1 rRNA gene is annotated in these 648 nt (G+C 62.0%); it reads left to right on the plus strand.

The window, feature by feature from the left end:
* Positions 1 to 179 precede the first annotated feature (179 nt).
* Positions 180 to 296: ribosomal RNA gene (rrf, locus tag ACZ6EG_RS20020) — 5S ribosomal RNA — on the plus strand.
* The last annotated feature ends 352 nt before the right edge of the window (positions 297 to 648 follow it).

The following is a 648-nucleotide window of genomic DNA, read 5'->3' on the forward strand; positions in this document are numbered from 1 at the left end:
GTTGATAGGCCGGATCTGGAAGCACCGCAAGGTGTGGAGGTGACCGGTACTAATAGGCCGAGGGCTTGTCCTCAGTTGCTCGCGTCCACTGTGTTAGTTCTGAGGCAACGAACAGTTGCCGGCTTTCGAGCTGAACAGACAATTAAAGAGTGTGCTTGTTCGCTCGAAACCATTAGGGTTTCGGTGGTCATAGCGTAGGGGAAACGCCCGGTTACATTCCGAACCCGGAAGCTAAGCCTTACAGCGCCGATGGTACTGCAGGGGGGACCCTGTGGGAGAGTAGGACGCCGCCGAACAATCTTTGGAAAGGACCCTTGGTCCCCAGCGTTCAGCTGGGGACCAAGGGTCCTTTCGTTTTTCCAGGGCGCACCGGGTACCCGGCTGCGCGAGAATGACTTGCAGTACCGAAGACAGGAGTCACCGATGTCCCCCAACTCTCCCGACGACCGACCGGAGCGCGACCAGCGGCGACGGGACAGTGGCGACCGCGGTGACCGGAGCGGTCAGCGCGGAGACCGTGGTGGTTTCCGTCGCGACAACGACCGCGACCGTGGCGGGTTCCGCCGTGATGACCGCGGTGGCCAGCGTGACGGCTTCCGCCGGGACGACCGTCGTGATGACAACCGTGGTGGAGGCTACGGGCGTCGT

The sequence above is a fragment of the Streptomyces sp. NPDC041968 genome, assembly GCF_055589025.1.